Annotated in this window: 15 protein-coding genes, 1 tRNA gene and 2 pseudogenes; 12 read left to right on the forward strand and 6 right to left on the reverse strand. The window is 56.8% G+C overall.

Annotated elements, in window-relative coordinates:
• Positions 1-203: 203 nt before the first annotated feature.
• Positions 204-3,606, reverse strand: a pseudogene (gene putA, locus ACZ1HE_RS06880) (bifunctional proline dehydrogenase/L-glutamate gamma-semialdehyde dehydrogenase PutA).
• Positions 3,607-3,709: 103 nt separating this feature from the next.
• Between putA and ACZ1HE_RS06885 the strand changes: the two are divergent.
• The 3 genes from ACZ1HE_RS06885 to ACZ1HE_RS06895 all read left to right on the forward strand — a co-directional run bounded on the left by ACZ1HE_RS06885 (position 3,710) and on the right by ACZ1HE_RS06895 (position 5,033).
• The gene (locus ACZ1HE_RS06885) at positions 3,710-4,198 is read left to right on the forward strand and encodes an Lrp/AsnC family transcriptional regulator (RefSeq protein ID WP_472620112.1); all 489 of its coding nucleotides are present in this window, start codon (positions 3,710-3,712) and stop codon (positions 4,196-4,198) included.
• A 30-nt stretch (positions 4,199-4,228) separates the two neighbouring features.
• Entirely contained in the window at positions 4,229-4,795 is a 567-nt protein-coding gene (locus ACZ1HE_RS06890) for a tetratricopeptide repeat protein (RefSeq protein WP_472620113.1), read from the forward strand.
• A 151-nt stretch (positions 4,796-4,946) separates the two neighbouring features.
• Positions 4,947-5,033: transfer RNA gene (locus tag ACZ1HE_RS06895), tRNA-Leu, on the forward strand.
• Between the two features lie 59 nt (positions 5,034-5,092).
• On the opposite strand, the gene ACZ1HE_RS06900 is transcribed toward ACZ1HE_RS06895, so the two are convergent.
• On the reverse strand, positions 5,093-5,560 hold the full coding sequence (locus tag ACZ1HE_RS06900) for a hypothetical protein (protein ID WP_472620114.1): 468 nt from the start codon (positions 5,558-5,560) through the stop codon (positions 5,093-5,095).
• 495 nt (positions 5,561-6,055) lie between these two features.
• Here ACZ1HE_RS06900 and ACZ1HE_RS06905 point away from each other — a divergent pair.
• From ACZ1HE_RS06905 to ACZ1HE_RS06930, 6 genes and pseudogenes are all read left to right on the forward strand, one after another.
• Positions 6,056-7,118: pseudogene (locus tag ACZ1HE_RS06905) on the forward strand (Hint domain-containing protein).
• 171 nt (positions 7,119-7,289) lie between these two features.
• Positions 7,290-7,910: a 30S ribosomal protein S4 gene (rpsD, locus tag ACZ1HE_RS06910; protein ID WP_472620115.1), complete on the forward strand. Its 621-nt coding sequence runs from the start codon at positions 7,290-7,292 to the stop codon at positions 7,908-7,910.
• 97 nt (positions 7,911-8,007) lie between these two features.
• Positions 8,008-8,340, forward strand: coding sequence for a TraR/DksA family transcriptional regulator (locus ACZ1HE_RS06915; RefSeq protein ID WP_472620116.1), 333 nt, complete (start codon positions 8,008-8,010; stop codon positions 8,338-8,340).
• Between the two features lie 277 nt (positions 8,341-8,617).
• Positions 8,618-9,703: a histidinol-phosphate transaminase gene (gene hisC, locus ACZ1HE_RS06920; protein ID WP_472620117.1), complete on the forward strand. Its 1,086-nt coding sequence runs from the start codon at positions 8,618-8,620 to the stop codon at positions 9,701-9,703.
• Positions 9,700-10,620, forward strand: coding sequence for a prephenate/arogenate dehydrogenase family protein (locus ACZ1HE_RS06925; protein WP_472620118.1), 921 nt, complete (start codon positions 9,700-9,702; stop codon positions 10,618-10,620). The genes hisC and ACZ1HE_RS06925 overlap by 4 nt, the downstream gene beginning before the upstream one ends.
• On the forward strand, positions 10,617-11,468 hold the full coding sequence (locus ACZ1HE_RS06930; RefSeq protein ID WP_472620119.1) for an extensin-like domain-containing protein: 852 nt from the start codon (positions 10,617-10,619) through the stop codon (positions 11,466-11,468). Before ACZ1HE_RS06925 ends, ACZ1HE_RS06930 begins: the two co-directional genes overlap by 4 nt.
• Here the strand turns inward: ACZ1HE_RS06930 and ACZ1HE_RS06935 are convergent.
• The gene (locus tag ACZ1HE_RS06935; protein WP_472620120.1) at positions 11,465-12,466 is read right to left on the reverse strand and encodes a DUF2125 domain-containing protein; all 1,002 of its coding nucleotides are present in this window, start codon (positions 12,464-12,466) and stop codon (positions 11,465-11,467) included. The two genes, ACZ1HE_RS06930 and ACZ1HE_RS06935, sit on opposite strands and share 4 nt — an antisense overlap.
• Before the next feature lie 68 nt (positions 12,467-12,534).
• Between ACZ1HE_RS06935 and ACZ1HE_RS06940 the strand changes: the two genes are divergently transcribed.
• From ACZ1HE_RS06940 to ACZ1HE_RS06950, 3 genes are all read left to right on the forward strand, one after another.
• Positions 12,535-13,065 (forward strand): gamma-glutamylcyclotransferase, encoded by a 531-nt coding sequence (locus tag ACZ1HE_RS06940; RefSeq protein WP_472620121.1) that lies wholly within the window; start codon positions 12,535-12,537, stop codon positions 13,063-13,065.
• Positions 13,066-13,136: 71 nt separating this feature from the next.
• Entirely contained in the window at positions 13,137-14,327 is a 1,191-nt protein-coding gene (locus ACZ1HE_RS06945; RefSeq protein WP_472620122.1) for a biopolymer transporter ExbB, read from the forward strand.
• Positions 14,328-14,330: 3 nt separating this feature from the next.
• On the forward strand, positions 14,331-16,706 hold the full coding sequence (locus ACZ1HE_RS06950) for a peptidoglycan -binding protein (protein WP_472620123.1): 2,376 nt from the start codon (positions 14,331-14,333) through the stop codon (positions 16,704-16,706).
• A gap of 6 nt (positions 16,707-16,712) precedes the next feature.
• On the opposite strand, the gene ACZ1HE_RS06955 is transcribed toward ACZ1HE_RS06950, so the two are convergent.
• Genes ACZ1HE_RS06955 through clpA form a run of 3 tightly spaced genes read right to left on the reverse strand, consistent with a single transcriptional unit; the run spans position 16,713 to position 20,572 of the window.
• Positions 16,713-17,228 (reverse strand): DinB family protein, encoded by a 516-nt coding sequence (locus tag ACZ1HE_RS06955; protein ID WP_472620124.1) that lies wholly within the window; start codon positions 17,226-17,228, stop codon positions 16,713-16,715.
• 57 nt (positions 17,229-17,285) lie between these two features.
• Positions 17,286-18,248 carry a M23 family metallopeptidase gene (locus ACZ1HE_RS06960; protein ID WP_472620125.1) on the reverse strand — a complete coding sequence of 321 codons (963 nt, stop codon included), beginning with the start codon at positions 18,246-18,248 and terminating at the stop codon, positions 17,286-17,288.
• On the reverse strand, positions 18,248-20,572 hold the full coding sequence (gene clpA / locus ACZ1HE_RS06965; RefSeq protein ID WP_472620126.1) for an ATP-dependent Clp protease ATP-binding subunit ClpA: 2,325 nt from the start codon (positions 20,570-20,572) through the stop codon (positions 18,248-18,250). The genes ACZ1HE_RS06960 and clpA overlap by 1 nt, the downstream gene beginning before the upstream one ends.
• Positions 20,573-20,700: the final 128 nt, after the last annotated feature.

The following is a 20,700-nucleotide window of genomic DNA, read 5'->3' on the forward strand; positions in this document are numbered from 1 at the left end:
TCAGAAAATTCTGTCGGAGAAACCATCCCAGCGGAAGCAAGGTTTTTCAAGGATTCCCTCACTTTTCTGCAAGGTCGGCTTTGCCCGCAAACCGGAAATTGGGTCAGATATTCTGGGCAGCGGACTCAACGATGCATGAGGCGCTGCACTGATCGGACTAAGAAAACCGCTTAACAAGAGTCAAAGGGTCACGACGCTCCACTTCATACCGCGCCACCCAAAAGGGCGGCATTTCCCCCGGCGGCGGTTGTGTCGACGCAGACGTGACGCTCGGCCAGGACGCGGGTGCGGTCGGGGTGGCCCGGGATCAGTGGCAGGATCGGACCGCTACGGCGCGACAGAGCCCGTTCGATTAAGGCGGCAGTCTCGGCATCGCCCCACCAAAGCACTCCGGCAAATTCGTCAGCGCCCTCCAGTCGGTGCAAGTCGACCATGCCGGTGGCGCGGATGGCCGTGCCGCCTTGCGCCTCGACGCTTTGGGCACTGGGTTGCGACGGCATCGGTTCCCGGTCCTAGGCACAACAGAGGCGGGCGGGGCAGGGTGGTCAGGCGATTTGACTCGCCGGTGGGACCGGGCAGGGATTGCGTTTCAGCCGATGCGGGCGTGCCGGTAGGCTTTGGCAGCACTGCCATTGTACCCGCCCAGCTGTCATCACTCGACTGGCGATCCGGTGCGCAGAACCGGGCCATGTAGTTAGGGCCGCCTGCTTTGGGGCCGGTGCCGGACAAGCCCTCACCACCGAACGGCTGACTGCCGACGATGGCCCCGATCTGGTTGCGATTGACGTAGATGTTGCCTGCATGGATGGCGTCGGTGACGTGCTGCACCCGGTCGTCGATGCGGGTGTGCAGGCCAAAGGTCAGCCCATAGCCAGTGGCGTTGATGTCGGCGATCACCCGGTCCAGATCTTGTGCCTTGAACCGCGCCACATGCAAAACGGGGCCAAAGATCTCGCGCTTCAGATCGCTGATGCCGGACACTTTGATCAGCGTGGGTGCGATGAATGTGCCCTGTTTGGGTGGGTCGATTTCTTTGAGAACACGATCATCGGTTCGCGCGGCCGCGATATGATCGGCGATGCCTTTGTGCGCGGCGTCATCAATGACCGGCCCGCAGTCTGTCGAAATTTGCCACGGGTCGCCCACCTGAAGCGCGTCCATTGCCCCCATCAACATGGTCAGGACGTCATCGGCGATATCCTCTTGCACATAAAGGCATCGCAGGGCCGAGCAGCGTTGTCCCGCGGATTGAAACGCGCTTTCGATGATCGACTGGACGGCCTGTTCGGGTAGGGCGGTGCTGTCGACGATCATCGCATTCAGCCCGCCGGTTTCCGCAATCAGCGGCGCGCCGGGGGTCATGTTCTGCGCCATCGCCGAGCGTATTTTCAACGCGGTGGCGGTCGATCCGGTAAAGGCCACGCCCGAAATGCGGGGGTCAGACGTCAACCGTGCACCTACAGCGCCACCACCGGGCAGCAGTTGGAGCACATCACGGGGCACACCGGCCTCGTGCAGCAATTGTACCGCACGATAGGCGATCAGGGGCGTCTGTTCGGCGGGTTTGGCCAGCACGGCGTTGCCGACGGCCAAAGCAGCCGCGATCTGACCCGAGAAGATCGCCAAGGGGAAGTTCCACGGGCTGATACACGTAAAGGTACCCGCAGGCGCGGCGTCAGGAATGTTGGCCGCGTAGTAGCGCAGGAAATCCACGGCTTCGCGCAGCTCAGCCACGCAGTCAGGCAGGGATTTACCGGCCTCGCGCGCCAGCAGGGCAAATAGCTCGCCGTGGTGCGCCTCATATAAGTCAGCAGCTTTGTTCAAAGCCGCCGCGCGCTCGGCCGCAGGTACGGCCCACAGCGTGGCAGAGGCCATGGCGACCTCGGCATCTGCGGCACTGGCTTGCGCGACAGTTCCGGGGCTGTCTTGAGGCAGGGCTGGGTTTGTAATCGGCACAGAGGCCTCGGGTGCTGCTTCCGTCGCCAGCAAGGGGGCAGCGAGCCAATGGTGGTCGCGGAATGCATCACGCGCGTCATCTACCGCATCCAGGGTGGGCGTGTGGTGCAGATCAAAGCCGATGGAATTGCACCGCTCTGGCGCAAAAAGGTCCGGCCCGGTTGGAATGGCCCGCACAGGATCGTTGATCGTGAGGAAGGGATCAGCAACGACCTCTTCCGGGGGAACATCTTCATCCACGATCTGGTTGACGAAAGAGCTGTTGGCGCCGTTTTCCAACAGGCGGCGCACCAGATAGGCCAGAAGGTCGCGGTGCGCGCCCACCGGGGCGTAGATGCGGCAGCGGGCGTTGGCCTTGGCTTTGACCAGCCCGTGCAGTGTTTCGCCCATGCCGTGCAGGCGCTGGAATTCGAACGGCTGATCGTCTGCCATATGCAGGATGGCGCTGACAGTGTGGGCGTTGTGGGTGGCAAATTGCGGATAGATGCGATCCGTCATGCCCAGCAGTTTGCGCGCATTGGCGATATAGGAAATGTCGGTCGCGGACTTGTTGGTGAAGACCGGGAACCCATCGACCCCTTCGACTTGGGCGCGTTTGATTTCGGTGTCCCAATAGGCACCTTTTACCAGTCGAACCATCAACTTGCGGTCATGACGTTCGGCCATTTCATAGAGCATGTCCAGCGCCAGACTTGCGCGCGGGCCATAGGCCTGCACCACGATGCCAAAGCCGTCCCACCCCTTGAGAGCGGGGTCGCCCATCACCTCTTCGATCACCTGCAGCGACAACGACAGGCGGTCGGCCTCTTCGGCGTCCACGTTCAGACCCATACCAGCGGCCTTGGCCAGCAGAGCCAGGGCTTGCAGACGCGGCACCAACTCTTCCATGACGCTTTGTTCCTGCGCAATCTCATAGCGTGGGTGCAGAGCTGACAGCTTGACCGAAATACCGGGGTTCGCGCGGATGTCATCATGAATGCAGGCGTCCGCGATGGCGGCAATGGCGCGCGAATAGCTCAGGTGATAGCGGGCGGCGTCAGCCTCGGTCCGGGCCGCTTCGCCAAGCATGTCGTAGGAGTAGGTGTATCCCTTGTCTTCCATCCCCTTGGCGCGGGTCATGGCGCTGGTGATGGTTTCGCCCAGAACAAATTGGCGTCCCATTTCCTTCATCGCGCGGCTGACGGCAGTGCGGATCACTGGCTCGCCCAGACGTTTTATCGCAGACCGCAGCGCGCCTACGGGCGAGGGGCCGTCGTCATCCAGAACCTTGCCTGTCAGCATCAACGCCCAAGTTGAAGCGTTCACCAGAGAGGAAGATGAATGCCCCAGATGCTTGCCCCAATCGGACGGCGCAATCTTGTCCTCTATCAGCGCGTCGATGGTGTCGGCATCCGGAACGCGCAACAACGCCTCGGCAAGACACATGAGCGCAATCCCCTCGTCGGTCGACAGACCATATTCGGCCAGAAAGACCTCCATCATGCCGGGGGCCGTGCTGCTTCGAATGTCGCGCACCAGATTGGCCGCATACGCGCAGATGGCAGAACGGTCAGCGTCGCTCAGAGCGGCGGTTTCGATAAGCTGGTTCAGGACGGTGTCCTGCGCGGCATAGGTTTGGCTGTCCAGGCGCAGACGAAGTGATTTTGACATTTTTCCTCCGGTCGTTTTGGGTAGTATACTGTGGTTCGTGCAGTCGATATTCCCGAAATTCTGTTCGTGACGGTCAAGTCGGCTGAAAAATTGGAGTTTAGCGATGCAAACGGACTTTTCTGATTTGGACTCATTCGATCGAGCGATTCTGGCGGTTCTGAATAAGGACGGCCGTATCTCGGTCGCGGATTTGGCGCGCCAGATCGGCCTGTCGAAATCGCCCACCCAGGCGCGGCTCAAACGGTTGGAAGGCGAGGGGGTCATCACCGGCTATCGGGCACTAATCGACCCGATCCGCCTTGGTCTGGATCACGTGGCCTTTGTCGAAGTCCGCCTAAGTGACACGCGCGAGACTGCATTGGGTGCCTTCAATGAGGCGGTGTCAAAGATCGGCGAGATCGAGCAAGTCCACATGATTGCAGGGAATTTCGACTATCTGATGAAGATCAGGACAGGGTCGATGAGCGAGTATCGCGCAGTTCTGGCCGAAAAGATTTCGACCCTGCCGCATGTGGCCAGCACATCCACTTTTGTGGCAATGCAGGCGGTGAAAGAGACGGCAACGATGGGGGCGCTCGAAAACGTGAGTTGACCTGTCCCGAATATGCTTCAGCATTGCAATATGCGCCGTACAGCCGGAATAGTGATCTTCTCTGCTTTCTTGTCCTCGCCCGCTTGGTCCGAGACCTGTCCCCCCGCGCCTGATCATTCCGCAAGCCTGGCCAAGTTGATTTCCGATATCCAAGCTGCTCAATCCGAAGCCGAGGCGCGCGTTGTCTCGAACAAGATGTGGGGGTTTTGGGCAGATGCGCCCAATGAACAGGCGCAAGCAATGCTGGACCGAGGCATGTCAAAACGCGCCGAGTGGGATCTGTTGGGTGCGAAGAAAGATTTTGACAAGCTCGTCGCTTATTGTCCGAACTATGCCGAAGGCTACAATCAACGGGCTTTTGTGCATTTCCTAAGTCAGAATTTTCAGGAAGCCCTTGCGGACCTAGATCGGGCTTTAGACATCTCTCCTGATCATATTGCGGCCTTGAGCGGCAGAGCCCTGTCCTTGATTGGGCTCAATCGAGTGGACGAAGCACGCGAAACCCTTTTGGTAGCACTGGAATTGAACCCCTGGCTGCCTGAGAGAGGGTTGTTGGACAAGGGTGGAGCATTGGTTCCAGAGGGCGAAGATATCTGATCATAATCAGATGTGTTTTACCAATTGGACAAAAAATGCAAAAAATCGACTTAACCACATTGAGATCACCAAGCGGCCCGTCTACAGCTAGCTCAGCCTTTGCAGTTATGGCGCCACTTCGTTGTCGAAAGTGATCGCCTGCGGCTTCGGCGGGGATGTGGTGGAATGGTAGACACAAGAGACTTAAAATCTCTGGCCAGAACATGGCGTGCGGGTTCGAGTCCCGCCATCCCTACCAGTCGAGGTCTGGCCTCTTGTGATCTCGACAATTTCCAACCAACTTTCAAAACGTACATCCTAACCGGTGTGCATGGCTTTCTTGGTTTTTCTCGCGCGCTTTGGCTTTTTTGTTTTTGCAATCGGGTTCGAGAAATAGTCCTGCAACAGCTCGTATTCCTCGTTCAGGCGGGGTCGAAGGGCGTCAATCGTTTCAGGCTTGAGATCATCAAGCGTTAGCTTGAAAGAAGATGAGTTTTCTTTGTTCAGAACGATTTCTCGGCCGGTGAGCTCATTCAAATCCAACGCCAGTTGGCCAAGATTCTCGGTTCGGTAGACTGTCTTGTAGCGGTCCATCTTACGGCCCAAAAAGGCGCGAGCGGGCAAGGAATGGTGTTTTACGACAGACGCCTTTTCGCTGTACCTCTCAAGGTTTTGAAAGAAAAAATCTGGATCTGGATCAATCGGAAGATCGATGGATGGGCGTCGCAATTTTTGGCTGGTGTGCAAGAGCTGCCGTGTCGCGACGATGTCTGTAAAGCAGGACATCAAACGTTTTACCGGGTCCCTAACCACGCAAAACGTCCAATAGTCTTCATAGGGTTCCCATTTGCGATAATGGAATCTGCTGGTCGGATAAATTTGGTGCCACAATCTGTGTGAATACTGATCCGGGGAGGGAGTCGAACATCCAGATCAATTCTCGCGAGAGCTGCCTTGACCGTCGTGCATGCTGCCTTTGGCAGGGCCATGTATGCAATACGGTAGTGTTCGACAGAAATGACCATGTTCTAAATCCTTGGGTTCACGCGCAATGTAAAATACCGAACGAGTACTTTGAAAGGCAGATATGAGCCGCCGGGCTTATTTGTGACCTGCAGGAGACTTGGCGCAAGGTGGTGCGTTGGTCATGGAATTATCTCACCGTGACACTGAGGTATTAAGAACACGCTATAACAATCTGTAAACAAGCATCTTCCTTTTGCCTGCGCATATTGTTAACGGTTTCTCAATAAAAAAATATAAAGGCAGGCATACAGGCAGATGAAAACGGGCTTTCGTGGCACGTTCGTCATTTCCTGGTCGCAAACAGATATCGACGGCCTAGAAGCCGCCCCTGTGGAGACACTTTCCGTGGGAGTTGCTTGGTCGTGGCACGGTGAGGCAGTGCGTGTGGATGGACCCACTGGTCTGTTGCGATTGGATCATGCGGACGGTGAAGATACGCTCAGAAAACGGGCAGCGCACAAAGTGCGACGTCTTGTGGGCGCAGCAGTGCAACACAGAACAGATGTTGACGCAATCGAGTTTGAAGATCCCTTGTTGGATCAAAGCTTTGTGGTCACCAATGGTGCGCAAAGTTATACTGTGACGGTGATTGATCCCGAAAACGGTGCCGCTCCATTGCTGATGTTTCTGGATCAAATCCCCCCGAAACACAGAGCTTTGGGTAGTGCATCATTCCCTGTCGCCATCGAACCCGGCTCATTCCGATACCAGTGGGCGTGGTGTCATCTGTTTTACCCCGGGTACACGGATTGCGACACCGACCGGACCTAAGCTGGTCGAGGAATTGCGCGAAGGTGATAAAGTTCAGACACGAGACAGTGGCCCTCAGCAAATTCAGTGGATAGGCAACCGCCGCATGAGTGGCGCGCGGTTGTTTGTGATGCCTGCTTTGCGTCCGGTTCGCCTCCGCATTGGTGCTTTGGGGATCGATCGCCCGGATGCAGAGCTACTGGTTTCGCCGGAACATCGCATGTTGGTGAAGGGACAGGCGGCCCAGGCCCTGTTCAATACATCAGAGGTGCTGGTTCCAGCGCGCGAGTTGATTAATGGATCAACCATTTCTGTCGATCTTAACGTGCGGGAAATTACATACATCCATCTCTTGCTACCGAGCCATCAGATTCTGTGGGCCAACGGTGTGGAAACCGAAAGCTTCCATCCTGCAAATGCGGCCTTGAACTCTTTGACCGCTGACGACAAGGCAAGGTTGCTGGGACATATGCCAAATCTGGAGTCCGATCCGCACAGCTACGGCACTTTCGCCCGTCGGAATCTCACGGACACAGAAGCGGCGCTGTTAAGGCACGAGGCGGCTTAATTAGAAAATGCTTCAACTGATGTTGACTCTGAAAGCTGCGCGGATATAAGCGCGGCTTCATTGGTGTTGGTGGCCCTCGCAAGGGGATCCCTGTCATGCCTGAGAAGGCAAGAGGACAACGCCCTTCATAGTAGCCCAACCGGGCCGCGACCATAACGAAGGAGATCAGCCGTGACAAAACGCACGTCTGCCAAGTACAAAATTGACCGCCGCATGGGCGAAAACATCTGGGGTCGTCCGAAGTCCCCGGTTAACCGCCGCGAATATGGCCCCGGCCAGCACGGTCAGCGTCGCAAGGGCAAACTGTCCGACTTTGGTATCCAGCTGCGCGCCAAGCAGAAGCTCAAAGGTTACTACGGTGACCTGACCGAGAAGCAGTTCCGCCGCATCTATGCCGAAGCTGTTCGTGTGAACGGCGACACCGGTGAAAACCTCATCGGTCTGCTGGAGCGCCGCCTGGATGCGGTTGTTTACCGCGCCAAGTTCGTTGCAACCGTGTTTGCTGCACGTCAGTTCGTGAACCACGGCCACGTCAAAGTGAACGGTAAAAAGGTCAACATCCCCTCCTACCGCGTCAAAGAAGGCGACGTGATCGAGGTGCGTGACAAGTCCAAGCAGCTGGCTTTTGTGATGGAAGCAGCAGGCCTGGCCGAGCGTGACGTTCCGGATTACATCGAAGCCGACCACTCGAAAATGACCGCCACCTTCGTGCGCACCCCCGGTCTGGGCGACGTGCCATACCCGGTGATGATGGAACCGAATCTGGTCGTCGAATTCTACGCGAAGAACTAATCTTCGCCGACAGACAGTTATTAGAAAGACCGCGCTTTCGGCGCGGTCTTTTTTTGTGCACTTGCTTGGGACAGCAGGGCGACTACACTCTCAGGGTATGGACACAGAACACTTCCGTTTCTCTATCCTGGAACGCCTGACTGCGCTTGATGCCGAAGACGAGGCAGGCAAGCAGGGACAGGCGATTGTCGAGCTTGATCAGGCTGCCATCGGAAGACTTAGTCGAATGGATGCACTGCAGCATCAGGCGATGGCCCAGGCCACTGCGCGCAGGCGGGACGCCGAGAGATTGCGTCTGAGGGCAGCGCTTACCCGGATTGATGATGGGGAATTCGGCTTTTGCACCGATTGCGGCGAAGATGTTCCACCGGAACGACTAGAAGTCGACCCGGGTCTTGCACGATGTGCAGAGTGCACGCGGGGCGCGTGAGGCAACGCCCTCACAGGAACCTAGGCGCTGCACCAAGTTTCAACGCGATGTAGTTGGACACTGATCAGAGCAAATTTAGGTTTCCTAATTTGACGGATCTTAAAGCAGCAGAGCTAATCCCTTGCAGTTTCAGTGAACTGCTCGGTCAAGATGTGCGTTCCAGCCCGACCTTTTCCAAAGATCTGGTCAGGAAACGTTTCAAGAGAGCATGGTGGCTTTTGTTGCTTTTCTCTGAGGGGCCGCCCCGGTATGAGAAGCTATCCAAGGGAGCCCAGACATGACCAAACTCATCCCACAGCCCGGCATCATGGACATCGCCCTGTATCAGGGGGGCGCGGCTCATGTGAAAGGTGTTGAGAACGTCATCAAACTCAGTTCTAACGAGAACCCGTTCGGACCAAGCCCCAAAGCGATTGAAGCCGTCCGCGATAGCGCAGCTGACTTGCATAGGTATCCCAGCACAGATCATGCGGCACTGAGGACAGCGATAGGAACGCAGCACGGGCTGGCGCCCGAGCGGATCATTTGCGGTGTTGGCAGTGATGAAGTGCTGCAATTTGTCGTACAGTGCTATGCTGGTGTGGGCGACGAAGTGATCTACACCGAGCACGGGTTTTCCATGTACCCGATTCTGGCCCGTGCGGCGGGTGCAGTGCCAGTGCAGGTGTCAGAACGTCAGCGCAAGGTTGATGTAGATGCGATATTGGCAGCCTGCACAGACAGAACACGGGTCGTGTTTCTGACCAATCCGGGCAATCCAACATCGACCATGATTCCCGAGAGTGAGGTCATGCGCCTTGCTGCTGGCTTGCCGGATCATGTGATCCTGGTGGTTGATGGGGCCTACACCGAATACGTCGCCGGATTTGACGGCGGTGCGGCCGTGGTCGATGCCCACGACAATGTCATCATGACGCGCACGTTTTCGAAGATCTATGGATTGGGTGGTTTGCGTGTTGGCTGGGGCTATGCGCCCCAAGCAATTATTGATGTGCTGAACCGAGTACGCCAACCCTTCAACCTATCTGCTACAGCGCTGGCTGCAGCGGAAACCGCAGTGCGCGATCAGACTTATGTCGAACACTGCCGGTCAGAAAATGCCCGCCTTCGCATTTGGCTTTCCGAAGAGCTGGCAAAGTTTGGTGTGCCGTCTGATGAGTCGAACACAAACTTCATCCTCGCCCGCTTTGCCGATCAGGCCGAAGCCGAAGCGTGCGACGCCTATTTGCAGCAGCAGGGGTTGATCGTTCGACGGGTGGCTGGATACAACCTTCCAAATGCTTTGCGGATCACCGTGGGGGATGAAGCGGCCTGCCGCCGAGTTGTGCGGGCCATTTGCGAGTTCAAGGAGCGCACCGCATGAGCCAAGTTTATGAACGCGTTGCCTTGATCGGTCTTGGTTTGATCGCGTCGTCCATGTTCTGGGCCATCAAACGTGCGGGGTTGGCAAACGAAGTAACGGGCTATGCCCGATCCGAAGAGACTCGGAACACAGCGCGTCGTATCGGGCTGTGTGATCGTATCTGCGACAGCGCAACAGAAGCGGTAGAAGGCGCTGATCTGGTTGTTCTTTGCGTCCCTGTGGGCGCAATGGGGCAGGTCGCAAGGGAAATCGGACCGGCTTTGAAACCTGGTGCGACCGTAAGTGATGTGGGATCGGTGAAACGTCACGTGATTGAAACCGTGTCAACTTTCATTCCCCAAGGGGTTCATTTCGTCCCGGCCCACCCGCTTGCCGGAACAGAACATTCCGGCCCCGAAAGTGGTTTTGCGGAACTCTTCGACAATCGCTGGTGCCTTCTGGTACCGGTTGAGGGGAGTGACCCTGTTGCAGTTGCCGACCTGCGGGCCTTGTGGGAGGGGATGGGCTCGAATGTCGAGGAAATGGAAGCAGATCACCACGATCTTGTTCTGGCAGTGACCAGTCATGCGCCCCACCTGATCGCCTATACTATGGTTGGAGTGGCCGATGACCTGCGGCGCGTGACGGATAGCGAGGTGATCAAATATTCGGCCGCCGGTTTTCGCGACTTCACACGCATCGCGGCCTCGGATCCGACAATGTGGCGAGATGTTTTCCTGACCAACAAGGACGCGACGCTGGAAATTCTTGGTCGCTTCACAGAGGAACTGTTTGCCTTGCAGCGTGCCATTCGAACTGGCGACGGCGAGCATCTGCATGACTATTTCACCCACACCCGCGCCATCCGGCGTGGCATTATCGAGGCAGGGCAGGATACCGATGCGCCTGACTTTGGTCGTGGCAAGGCGGCGCAATGAGCAGCAAGATGCTCATAGCAACGACATTGGTCGCAGTTGTGCTGACTGTACCGGTCACCGCAAAAGCACCGGAAACGTCTCTGCGCCCTGAAGCACGAAGTGGGAACAAGCCCCATGGCACAGTCGTGATCGCCTCTGCAGATAGTCCCGCTTTGGTTCTCAGCAGTCGTTCCCGGCCTCAATCGCGTCCTGCATCCGATCAGTTGCTTCAAGCCGCAGCACGGCCCAAGGACCTGGAGTTGCTTGGGCCCGATGTTTCTCTGCGCCCCTACCTGCGCCCCAAAGAGGTGGAACAAGAAGCGTTTTTTAAGAAGCGCCGCAAGCGCAAAGGGTCAATCTGCGGCGACATCGAGATTCAGGGGCAGCCTGCAGGGGACGTTCCTGGCAAGATACGCGGGTGTGGAATCAAGGACGCGGTTCGGATCACCTCGGTGTCCGGGGTCATGTTGAGCCGCCCGTCACTTATGAATTGTGAGACTGCGAAAAGCCTGAACAAATGGGTGGAACGCAGCGTGAAGCCGACGTTCCGACGCCGCGGGCCAGTGGTTGAGTTGAAGGTGGCAGCGCATTATTCCTGCCGGACACGCAACAATCGCCCCGGTGCCAAGATTTCCGAGCACGGCAAGGGCAACGCAATCGACATCTCTGGTTTCAAGATGAAAGATGGCGAGGTCATCACGATTTTGGAAGGGTGGAAACGCGGCAGCACCAGAAGACTGCTACAGCGAGTCTGGAAAGGGGCTTGCGGGCCGTTCGGGACAGTGTTGGGACCGAATGCGGATCGTTACCACCAAGATCACCTTCATATGGATACCGCCCGGCATCGCAGCGGAGCGTACTGCCGTTAACGCAGGATCAACCTAGGAGCCGGGCCAAGCGGCAGCGGACCAAGGGCAACAAACCCGTCACGAAAATTCAATTGAACGTCCAGCGCACTGGGGTTGCCACCTAATCCGGCCAGCATATTCAACACGCGTTCAGCCGGGCTAACGGCCTGCTTTGGAATTGCACCCGCTGCCTCGGCCATGGCCAGCATCTCACGCCAGTTTTCAGCCTTGAGCGCTACTTCACCAGTGGGGATGCCCTGCCCGTCAACGGTCAATTCGCCTGCAGCGAACAAGCGAAGCTCGCCCCAGTGAAGCTCGACCAGCTTCAGGTCGATCGCGACGGGTTGCGGTCGCTTTTCTTCGAGCGCACTGCGATCCCACTGTTTGTCAAATTGAACGGTTGCATCCAGCTTCAGGGCTTCAAAACTGCGGGGTAGTGCAGTTGATGATGCTAAAATACGGCGGATGTTATCGCCCGGAGCAAACTCTGAAGCATTGAGGGATATCTGATAGGTTTCAGATTCCCCGACTTGTACCATAGACAGGGCTAGGTCATTGGCCTGCGCGACTGGGCCGTCTGAGCCGGAAATGGACCAGGTTGATGAATTAACAGCCATCCTATCCAGAGCCAGTGCGATCCCGGGATGTAGATGGAGTTGCGCCTGCAGCTGATCGGCTTCGACGACAAGCGTTTGGTCAAAATACGAAAGGCGTTGAGGCGTTTGGGCAAACCGCAACGTTTGACGGCCTGGCCAGATCGCAGGGCTGTCCAGTTCCAGCCAGTCTGCCTGCCACGCTGTTCCGGTTGCTGGATCTGCCAACGCTGGACTGGTCACCATTGTTCGATGTCTTGTGGGGTAGCCCGAGGTCGAGATCGTAGAATAATCGGCCTGCCATCCGCGACCGGCCTGGGTCGCAAACCAGCCTTCGATCCCCGACCGAATGCCAAATCCGGCGATGTACCAATAGGCCGACCACACCAAACCCAGAACAATGATAACCCGTATCAGCCGCAACATGTGCTATGGCCCCTTTTTCCTGCTCGTATTTTGATGTTTATAGGCCGAAACAGGCAAGGACCAGTACCATGACAATGTGGGTTTTCGGATACGGATCGCTTTTGTGGAACCCTGGATTTCCGGTCGCACGCAGCGAACTGGCGACGTTGCATGGATATGCACGCTCGTTTTGCATGAGTTCGATCCATCATCGCGGGACCGAAGACAAGCCGGGTTTGGTTTTGGCTCTGGACGAAGTAAACGAGGCCCACTGCCGAGGTTTGGCGCTTGCGGTCGATAAGGGTCACGAAGATCGAACACTTGCAGAGCTGCGAGAGCGGGAACTGGTGTCGTCAGCCTACCTGGAGCGGATGCTAGACGTGCAGCTTGATGACGGGAGTGTGGTGAATGCTGTTACCTATGTCATCGACCCCGACCACGTACAGTATTGCGGTGGGATGGAATTGGAACGTCAGGCTCAGATTATCGCTCACGCCGTTGGTGGGCGGGGGCCGAATACCGAATATCTGTACAACACTGCACAACATCTGACTGAAATCGGCCTGAGTGATCCTGATCTGGACTGGCTGTCGAACCGTGTCAGGGCTCTTTCGGCATAAATCCTTGGCGCGTCGCCCAATTGTTCGTTAGGTTCGGGCCAGAGCAGACGAAAGTGTCAGGAAGACAGCGCATGGCGCACCCAGAACAAGAGGCGAGACCTCAATTCTCGCAACCGATCCAACAGATCGTCACCATGCTGATTGTCCTGGGCCTATCGGGTGCGGGTGCGTTTTTAGCACTGCCACGCGTACTCCCCGTGTTCGAAGCGAACCCTTACCTTAACGGGTTTATTGTCTTTGTTTTCATCATCGGCGTTTTGGCCTGTTTCTGGCAGGTGTTTCAGCTCATCGGTTCTGTTCGCTGGATCGAAGCATTTGCCGTAGGGGAGCACAACGCCAATGTGGTTCCACCGCAACTGTTGGCACCTTTGGCTTCATTGCTGCGGTCACGCGGCGCACGGATGCAATTGGGCTCTTCATCGACCCGCTCGATTCTGGATTCGGTGGCCCAGCGAATTGATGAAGCGCGGGAAATCACCCGTTACATCGTAAACTTACTGATTTTTCTCGGTCTTCTGGGCACTTTCTATGGTCTGGCGACGACGGTTCCTGCGGTTGTGGACACCATCCGCAGCCTCGCCCCGCAAGAGGGTGAAGAAGGGATTACCGTATTTAACCGCCTGATGACCGGGCTTGAAGCGCAGTTGGGTGGCATGGGAGTGGCTTTTGCATCTTCTTTGCTGGGTTTGGCAGGGTCGTTGATTGTTGGCTTGCTGGAACTTTTTGCGGGTCACGGGCAGAACCGGTTTTACCGCGAGCTAGAGGAATGGCTCTCTTCGATCACTCGCGTGGGCTTCAGCTCCGGTGATGGAGATGAAGGCGGCGTTGACACCGGCGCCATCACCAACGTCATGGACCATATGGCTGAGCAGATGGAAGGCCTGCGGCTGATGTTCCAGGCATCGGATGCGTCACAGGCCGAAGTAAACACAAGGCTGGGCGATTTGGTCGATGCCATCACTGCGATGAGTGACAGGGACGCACAGACCGAAGGCACAATCGCGGCATTGGAACGGGTTGCTGCTGGGCAGGATGCCTTGGTCGAACTCATGCGAACACAAGGGCAGCACGAAGGGCTGGATGCAGAAAGCCGGATGCGCCTGCGTTCAATTGATGTGCAAATGCTGCGCATACTCGAAGAAATTTCTGCGGGTCGACAGGAAAGCATGACAGAGCTGCGCAAGGACATTGACTTGTTGGTGACAGCCTTGTCTTCACCGCGCGGCATGGGCCGTTCAAGCAAGACCGACGGCGAGGGTTGAACGATGCCCCTGTCTCGTCGCACGGGTCAACGATTCCAAGGGTCGATCTGGCCCGGATTCGTGGACGCGATGACCGGACTTTTGCTGGTGTTGATGTTCGTTCTCACCATTTTCATGGTGGTGCAGTTTGTATTGCGAGAGACTATTTCTGGTCAAGAAAATGAGTTGGACGCACTGTCTGACGAAGTCTCGGCACTGGCTCTTGCGTTGGGATTGGAAGAGCGTGAGAGCAACCAGCTAGAGGCCCGCTTGGGTGCATTGAATTCGACTCTGAATCAAGCGCAAGACAATCTGGATGCGGCGCAGGCTGAACTGGCTGAGCGCGCATCGATCATCGATACATTAACCCAGGAGCGAGAACAGCAACGGGCAGCATTGGCCGAGGCCCAAACTCAGATTACCGGTTTCGAGGCACAGGTCGCAGCGCTTCTGGCTGATCGCGATCGCGCTCTATCCGACATCGCCTCATTGCGACAAGAACGGGATGCCCTTGATCAGGCCCGTGTTGAATTGCTGTCCGAACAAGAGGCTTTGAACCTTGCCCTCGCGCAATCCCGCAGCGAGATCGACGCGCAGACCGAAGCGGCACGTTTGGCGGCAGCGCGCCGCGAGGCGCTTGAAGCTTTGGTGGCAGACCTGCGTGCCGAAAGCGAGCAAAATTCTGACAAGATATCTTCGCTGGAAACACAGCTGACAGACGAAGAAGCCGCGCGTTTGACCGAAGCCGCTGCCGCCGAAGCCCTGCGTGCCCGGTTGCAAAATGCGGATGCGGAGCTTACCGCGATGACGCTTGCTTTGGAACAGCAGCGCAAAGAGGCCGAGGATACGTTGACGCTTTTGGCGGCGGCGGATGTTGCGCGCGATGCATTGCAGCAAGAGTTGGCAGAAGCGCTCGAGAAGATCGAAATCGCACAAGCTCAGGGTCGGGAACGAGATGAACTGGCCGAAAGGTTAACCCGTGTGCTCGCGCAGATGGAAGTTTCCCAGGCTGAAAACACGGCCCGCGTTTCAGCCTTAGAAGCCGAATTGGATCGGTTGCGTGCCGACGGTGCCGCAACGCGAAATGCTCTTTCGTCCGAGCTTGTTGCAGCGAGGGCTCGGGCGGACGAAACACGTGACGCTCTTGAGGCCGAACTGGCACGGCAACGGGCAGCAAATGTGCAGACACAATCCGAGTACCAGGCCGAACTGGAACGTCTACAGGCCGAAAACGCACAAAACCGCGCTCGGCTCGAAGAGGAATTGAGCGAAGCCGAAACTCGGGCCTCGGAAACGCTGCGCGCGGTTCAGGACGAACTGGCCCGCGTCAAAACGGAATCAGAGACTCGCATCGCAGGGTTGGAAACCCAGTTGGCGCAGGCTCAATCTGATCTGTCCGCGGCCCGCGAACGGGTGGTGAGCACGTCGGAAAGCCGTGCATCTGTCGAAGCGCGTTTGCTGCAAGCTCTGGAATCTCTGGAACGCGCGCAGGCTGCGGCAACAGATCAGGGTGTATTGCAAGCTCGATTGCTGGCTGCGCTAAATGCCCAAGACAGCTCCAGCCAGGTTGCAACAGAGCAAAGAAACCTGGCGGAAGAGCGAGCCGCTCTGTTGGCCAAAGCCCGCGAAACACTGGCCGAAGAAAAAGAGATTTCAGCCGAAGCGCAACGGCAAACCGCACTTTTGAATCAACAGGTCGCGGCGCTCAGGACCCAATTGGGAGGGCTGCAGGCCCTGCTGGATGATTTCAAGGAACGTGATGTGGCTGCACAGGTCCAGTTACAGACACTGGGTCAGGATCTGAATGCAGCTTTGGCCCGTGCCGCATCCGAAGAACGCAAACGTCGCCTGCTTGAAGAAGCCGAACGCAAACGGCTTGAGGCGGAAGCGCAGGCACTTGAAGAGGAAGCTCGCGCGCTTGAGGCGCAGGCAAAAGACTTGGAGCAATACCGCTCGGAGTTCTTTGGCCGCTTGCGTGGGCTTTTAGGAGATCAGGAAGGTGTTCGGATTGAAGGAGACCGCTTTGTCTTTTCATCCGAGGTTCTGTTTGATCCCGGCAGCGCCGATCTGTCACCAGAAGGTCAGTTCGAGATTGGAAAAGTCGCGCGTATTCTGCGCTCGATTGCCGGAGAAATTCCAGCCGAAATCGACTGGGTTATCAGGGTGGATGGTCACACCGACAACATACCGTTGTTCGGAAGCGGGAAGTATACCGACAACTGGGAACTGAGTCAGGGAAGGGCCCTTTCCGTTGTGCGATACATGGTGGACTTTCTAGCGATCCCTCCGGAACGGCTTTCAGCAAATGGCTTTGGTGAGTACCAGCCGCTGAATACAGAAGACACACCAGAGGCCCGTGCCCAAAACCGGCGAATCGAATTGAAGCTTACCGAGAAATAGTTTTCGTCAAAGCGACGCATAACTTTCAGGCATGAACGGCAGATCGGTGTCACCCGGTCGAGTACCTGTTGCCGTCAGCATCGCGTGGATTTGCCCTCGATGATGTGTTTGGTGGTTGAAAAACTGCATTACCAACGTGGTCTTAGGTTGGGTTATTTCCCGCTCAACGGCTCCAGAGTACCAGCTCAGATTTCCGTCAAACCACTCCGGTGGTACCTGTTTTGCCCATTGCAGGATCTTCTGGTCCAACTCTTTTCTATATTCCCGGAAACCATCCCATTCGGGCAGAAAATTGCCTGAATCCTTTATTCCAAGTTTCGGAGGTGCGATATCGGCAAACCGGCTGAACCAAATCGTGTCGCCCCAGCACAGATGGGAGAACGTTCGTTGGATCGATCCAAAAAAAGCGCCGCGGTCTTGTTGACGTTCAACATCGGTCAAAGCATCGGCCGAAGCCAAAAGGTTGTCGTTTTGCCAGTTGTTGTAACGAGCCATTAACAGGCAATAGCTTTGGTTAGGCATGGCGCCCTCCTGTGATAAACTGTTGGATGTTTTTTGAAAAACTGATCGTCGTTTGGATCAGTTTACGGTCACCTGTGTTTGGGTGCGACTGATCATCTGGTCATCGCGGATCATTGTCACGATGCCATCATAAGTTCCGGATGGCCATTGGGATGACGTCAGACGTTTACCATAGGCGCGAAAGAAAAGCGCTTGGTTCTTGCCCAAATAGGTGTCTTCACTACCGATCGGACGCCCGTTAGGGTCAATGATTTCGATCCGCACGACGTCGCCTTGCTGACCACCGTAAGCAAATCCATAAAGTACCAGACCACCTGCGGTCGCAGGTAATTCGCTCTTTCGTGCTGTGCCGTCTCGCACGGCCTGATACTCCGGGAGGTGATCTGTGAAACCTGCCTCGATCAGAGCGCCGGGGTGGTAATCGGGTGTGTCGTGCCACAAGCTTTCGCCTTGGACGCCACATTCCCGAACATCGCCAGTATTGAACGGGTCGACAACAGTGCCGTTCTCTCGAACCGAAAGATGCAGATGGGGGAATTGGGTTTTGCCGCTCAAACCGATTTCGCCAAGGACAGTGCCGCGTTTTACCCGGTCACCGGTGCGTACCCGAACAGACCCTTCCTTCAAGTGGCAATACTGTGTTTCCCAGCCATCTTCATGGCGCACGACAACGCCATTGCCACATTCCTTGCCCTTTATGGCATCAGCAGTGGCGCGAGTGTAAAGTTGATCCTTCATCCCATCGCGGGTTCCGCGAACTACACCGGGAGCGGCGGCAAGCACATTCACTCCATCTTGCATCGCTTTGAACGTTGGTAGTGAGAAGTCGGTGCCTTTGTGGCCATCATAGGCCAGCGTACCGCATAGATAATCGCGATATCCGCTGTTTGGGTCGCGGTCCACATACTGCTGGATGTGACAGGTTTCGCCGAGAATACAATCGACTGGCACGGTCAATACGGGGTCGCTCGCCGCTGGACATGCGGCGAGCAATGTTAGTGTAGTCAGTGTTGCACGCATCAATCCGCTGTCAACAAAGGCGGTTTGTCGCCCGAAATTCGTGGCTTATCCGGCCCGTCGATCTGTAGGTTCAACTCGCCGTCCTTGATACTGACGCGCACGACCCCGCCTTTGGAGAGTTTGCCGAACAGCAACTCTTCTGCGAGCGGTTTTTTTATGTGCTCCTGGATCACACGGCCCAGGGGTCTTGCACCCATCTTGTCGTCATATCCTTTGTCGGCCAGCCATTCCGCCGCAGGACGTGTCAATTCAATCGACACGTTACGATCCATGAGTTGAGCTTCCAATTGCAGCACAAATTTCTCAACAACCTGCAGGATAACCTCTTTTGGCAACGGTGCAAAAGAGATCACGGCATCCAGACGGTTGCGGAATTCAGGTGTGAACGTGCGTTCAATGGCGGCTGTGTCCTCACCCTCACGTCTATCGCGTCCAAATCCAATTGCGGCTCTGGCTTGCTCGGCGGCCCCTGCATTTGACGTCATGATCAGCACGACGTTCCGGAAATTCACCGTGCGGCCGTTGTGATCGGTCAACTCGCCATGGTCCATGACCTGTAGCAGGATGTTGAAGACATCCGGGTGCGCCTTTTCGATCTCGTCGAGAAGCAGCACACAGTGCGGGTGCTGATCGACACCATCGGTTAGCATGCCGCCCTGGTCGAACCCGACATAGCCCGGAGGTGCACCAATCAGACGACTGACGGCGTGCTTCTCCATGTACTCGGACATATCAAAGCGCAGCAATTCGACACCCAAGGTGTCGGCCAGTTGCTTGGCGACCTCTGTTTTGCCGACGCCGGTTGGGCCCGCGAACAGGTAGTTTCCGATGGGTTTTTCAGGCTCCCGAAGGCCCGCGCGCGCCAGTTTGATGGCGCTCGACAGGGCTTCGATCGCCTTGTCTTGACCAAAGACCACGCGTTTCAGGCTGGCCTCCAGATCCTTGAGCACCTCGGCATCGTCCTTGGTGACGTTCTTGGGCGGGATGCGCGCGATTTTGGCCACTACAGCCTCGATCTCTTTGACACCAATGGTCTTGCGCCGCTTGCTTTCGGCGACCAGATGTTGCGCCGCACCAGCCTCGTCAATGACGTCGATGGCCTTGTCGGGCAGCTTGCGGTCGTTGATGTAGCGCGCCGACAGTTCCACGGCGGTCTTGATCGCGTCCGCAGTGTATTTGATGTCGTGATGCTCCTCAAAATAGGGCTTCAATCCCTTCAGGATCTTGATGCTATCCTCGACCGTCGGCTCGCTCACGTCGATTTTCTGGAACCGGCGGCTCAGCGCGCGGTCTTTTTCGAAATGCTGACGGAACTCTTTGTACGTGGTAGAGCCCATGGTGCGCAGCTTGCCACCCTGCAACGCAGGTTTCAGCAGGTTTGACGCGTCCATTGCCCCACCCGAGGTCGCACCTGCACCTATCACGGTGTGGATCTCGTCAATGAACAACACCGCATCGGGGTGATCTTCTAGCTCGTTCACGACCGCTTTCAGGCGTTCCTCAAAGTCACCGCGATAGCGGGTGCCTGCCAGCAGCGCGCCCATGTCGAGCGAATAGATCGTGGTGTTCGACAGAACCTCGGGCGTGTTGCCGTTGACGATCTTGCGTGCCAGCCCCTCAGCAATCGCCGTCTTGCCAACGCCGGGATCGCCCACCAAAAGCGGGTTGTTCTTGCGGCGACGGCAGAGCACCTGAATGCAGCGTTCCACTTCGGAATCGCGGCCGATCAGCGGGTCAATGTCGCCTTCACGCGATTTGGCGTTCAAATCGACGCAGTATTTGGCCAGCGCGCTTTCCTTTTGCTCGCCTTCGGTCGTGGCGGCGTGCACTTCTTCTTCGGCATCGGTTGCACCTGACACGGGGCGGTTTTCGCCGAATTCCGGGTCCTTGGCCACGCCGTGCGCGATAAAGTTCACCGCGTCGTACCGCGTCATATCCTGCTCTTGCAGGAAATAGGCGGCATTGCTTTCGCGTTCGGCAAAGATCGCAACCAGCACGTTGGCGCCGGTGACTTCGGTGCGACCCGACGACTGTACATGGATCGCTGCGCGCTGGATCACGCGCTGGAAGGCGGCAGTAGGAACCGCCTCGGATCCGTCTATGTCCGTGACAAGGTTCGACAAATCCTCGTCGATGAACTCGACCAGGGTGCTGCGAAGCTCGTTCAGGTCCACGCTGCAGGCCTTCATGACGCGCACCGCATCGGGCTCGTCCAGAAGGGCCAGAAGCAGATGCTCTAGCGTGGCAAATTCGTGACGCCGTTCGTTGGCAGCGGCCAAGGCTGCGTGAATGGCTTGTTCAAGTGTGCTCGAGAATGAAGGCACGCGGGTGCTCCTCTGTCTTGGGTCGGGCGGGGCGTGGGAAGGAGGCACCCCCAACAGCCAACCATGTCCTCATAGTATTAGAGTTTGGTTGATGTTTGCCCGGCTTCAAGGGTTTTCTTTCATTTAGC

The sequence above is a fragment of the Falsiruegeria sp. JB4-1 genome (genome assembly GCF_055693495.1).